Origin of the sequence: Novosphingobium sp. SG919, from assembly GCF_012932495.1 — a bacterium.
Classification (GTDB): domain Bacteria; phylum Pseudomonadota; class Alphaproteobacteria; order Sphingomonadales; family Sphingomonadaceae; genus Novosphingobium; species Novosphingobium rhizosphaerae.
In genome coordinates this window covers 1-3,407 of record NZ_JABCNG010000017.1, presented here as the reverse complement: position 1 = coordinate 3,407, position 3,407 = coordinate 1, and the positions used below count along the sequence as shown (strand labels likewise).

Below are 3,407 nucleotides of genomic sequence, written 5' to 3'. Positions count from 1 at the left end.
GGCGCCTCTTTGACATTGTGAATGGGTTTTTAGATCGATGCCGTGTTGCATCGTATCGGCGATTACGGTCGCTGTGCGAGCAAGCAACACACATTATGGGCAACGGTCGTGTGGCTTCGGCCATATGATGCGTTGTTCGATCTGGCTGAGATATCGTCCGCACCTGGGACATCACGAGCGTTATGCAGGCTTGTTGGTGATGGTGTGGATTCTCAAGCGTGAGGTAAGAGCATCTGGTGGATGCCTTGGCATGTACAGGCGAAGAAGGACGTGGCACGCTGCGATAAGCGTCGGGGAGCTGTGAGCGAGCTTTGATCCGGCGATTTCCGAATGGGGAAACCCACCTTCACCATTTCTCTCGAAGTCCGAGTGATCGGGTTTTGAGTGAGGTGGATAAGGTATCACCTTAGTGAATAAAATAGCTTTGGTGAAGCGAACCCGGGGAACTGAAACATCTCAGTACCTGGAGGAAAAGACATCAACCGAGATTCCGTTAGTAGTGGCGAGCGAACGCGGACCAGGCCAGTGCCTCATCTTCAACTAGCAGAACAGTCTGGAAAGTCTGGCCATAGCGGGTGATAGCCCCGTATGCGAAAGTGATGGATGAGGCCTCGAGTAGGGCGGGACACGTGAAATCCTGTCTGAACATGGGGGGACCACCCTCCAAGCCTAAATACTCGTACATGACCGATAGCGAACTAGTACCGTGAGGGAAAGGTGAAAAGCACCCCGATGAGGGGAGTGAAACAGTACCTGAAACCGGATGCTTACAAGCAGTAGGAGCCCCATAGGGGGTGACTGCGTACCTCTTGCATAATGGGTCAGTGACTTAGTTTATCGAGCAAGCTTAAGCCGTTAGGTGTAGGCGCAGCGAAAGCGAGTCTGAATAGGGCGCTAGAGTTCGATGAATTAGACCCGAAACCCGGTGATCTAGGCATGACCAGGCTGAAGGTGCGGTAACACGCACTGGAGGGCCGAACCGTTCAATGTTGAAAAATTGTCGGATGAGTTGTGTTTAGGGGTGAAAGGCCAATCAAACCGGGAAATAGCTGGTTCTCCGCGAAATCTATTGAGGTAGAGCGTCGGACGTATACCGTTGGGGGTAGAGCACTGGATGGATGCGGGGGTCGCGAGATCTACCAACTCTAACCAAACTCCGAATACCAACGAGATTTATCCGGCAGACAGACGGCGGGTGCTAAGGTCCGTCGTCAAAAGGGAAACAGCCCTAACCTACAGCTAAGGTCCCCAAGTCACGTCTAAGTGGGAAAGCATGTGGGAATCCCAAAACAACCAGGATGTTGGCTTAGAAGCAGCCATCATTTAAAGAAAGCGTAACAGCTCACTGGTCTAAATAAGGGTTCCTGCGGCGAAGATGTAACGGGGCTCAAGACGTGCACCGAAGCTTAGGGTTCAGATCTATGATCTGAGCGGTAGCGGAGCGTTCCGTAGGCCTGCGAAGCGGAAGGGTAACCGACCGTGGAGGTATCGGAAGTGCGAATGCTGACATGAGTAGCGACAAAGAGGGTGAGATGCCCTCTCGCCGAAAGACCAAGGGTTCCTGCTTAAAGCTAATCTGAGCAGGGTGAGCCGGCCCCTAAGACGAGCCCGAAGGGGGTAGTCGATGGGAACCACGTTAATATTCGTGGGCCTGGAGATGAGTGACGGATCTCTTAAATTGTCAGCTCTTATCGGATTGAGCTGGCTGTGACGAGGTTCCAGGAAATAGCCTCTCCATATAGACCGTACCCGAAACCGACACAGGTGGTCAGGTAGAGTATACCAAGGCGCTTGAGAGAAGTATCCTGAAGGAACTCGGCAAATTGCCTCCGTACCTTCGGAAGAAGGAGGCCCCACATATGCGCAAGCACTTGTGGGGGGCACAGGCCAGGGGGTAGCGACTGTTTAGCAAAAACACAGGACTCTGCTAAGTCGGCTTCAAGACGACGTATAGGGTCTGACGCCTGCCCGGTGCCGGAAGGTTAAGAGGAGGAGTGCAAGCTCCGAATTGAAGCCCCGGTAAACGGCGGCCGTAACTATAACGGTCCTAAGGTAGCGAAATTCCTTGTCGGGTAAGTTCCGACCTGCACGAATGGCGTAACGACTTCCCCACTGTCTCCAGGATATGCTCAGCGAAATTGAATTCTCCGTGAAGATGCGGAGTACCCGCGGTTAGACGGAAAGACCCCGTGCACCTTTACTGCAGCTTCAGAGTGGCATTAGGAAAGAATTGTGTAGCATAGGTGGGAGGCTTTGAAGCACTGGCGCCAGCCGGTGTGGAGCCATAGGTGAAATACCACCCTGTTGTTTTCTGATGTCTAACCCAGCACCGTCATCCGGTGCGGGGACCCTCTGTGGCGGGTAGTTTGACTGGGGCGGTCGCCTCCTAAAGAGTAACGGAGGCGCGCGATGGTAGGCTCAGGACGGTTGGAAACCGTCTGCTAGAGTGCAATGGCATAAGCCTGCCTGACTGCGAGACTGACGAGTCGAGCAGAGACGAAAGTCGGTCATAGTGATCCGGTGGTCCCTCGTGGAAGGGCCATCGCTCAACGGATAAAAGGTACGCCGGGGATAACAGGCTGATGATTCCCAAGAGCTCATATCGACGGAATCGTTTGGCACCTCGATGTCGGCTCATCACATCCTGGGGCTGGAGCAGGTCCCAAGGGTTTGGCTGTTCGCCAATTAAAGTGGTACGTGAGCTGGGTTCAGAACGTCGCGAGACAGTTTGGTCCCTATCTGCCGTGGGCGTCGATACTTGAGAGGAGTTGCCCCTAGTACGAGAGGACCGGGGTGAACATGCCTCTGGTGTACCTGTCGTTCCGCCAGGAGCGCAGCAGGGTAGCTATGCATGGACGGGATAACCGCTGAAAGCATCTAAGCGGGAAGCCTCCCTCAAGATAAGGTATCATCGAGTCGTGGTAGACCACCACGTTGATAGGCCGGGTGTGGAAGTGCGGTAACGCATGAAGCTAACCGGTCCTAATCACTCTTATCATGCTTGTAGAATCCACACCCTCACCAACAACCCTGCGCAACCCGCAGAACCAACGGTGAAACCCGGACGATACCAAGCCAGATCCCAAACCATCGATCTAAAAACATCATGTGCGCCCGCTCCATTGCCTGGTGACCATAGCGTCTGTGAACCACCCGATCCCTTCTCGAACTCGGCCGTGAAACCAGTCCGCGCCAATGGTACTAACGCTCAAGCGTTGGAAGAGTAGGTCGTCGCCAGGCATTGAAGCCGGCGCGCATGTAAAAACCCATCACAATCTCAAATCCAACAAAGCCCCGTCGAATACATCGACGGGGCTTTGTTGCTAACATCGCGGGGTGGAGCAGCCCGGTAGCTCGTCAGGCTCATAACCTGAAGGTCGCAGGTTCAAATCCTGCCCCCGCAACCA

At 54.1% G+C, this 3,407-nt stretch carries 1 tRNA gene and 2 rRNA genes; all 3 read left to right on the top strand.

Features of this window, described 5'->3' with window-relative positions:
• Window positions 1-213 precede the first annotated feature (213 nt).
• Window positions 214-3,006: ribosomal RNA gene (locus FHT19_RS24195) — 23S ribosomal RNA — on the top strand.
• 119 nt (window positions 3,007-3,125) lie between these two features.
• A 5S ribosomal RNA gene (gene rrf / locus FHT19_RS24190) occupies window positions 3,126-3,240 on the top strand.
• A gap of 90 nt (window positions 3,241-3,330) precedes the next feature.
• Window positions 3,331-3,407 (top strand) — tRNA-Met (locus tag FHT19_RS24185).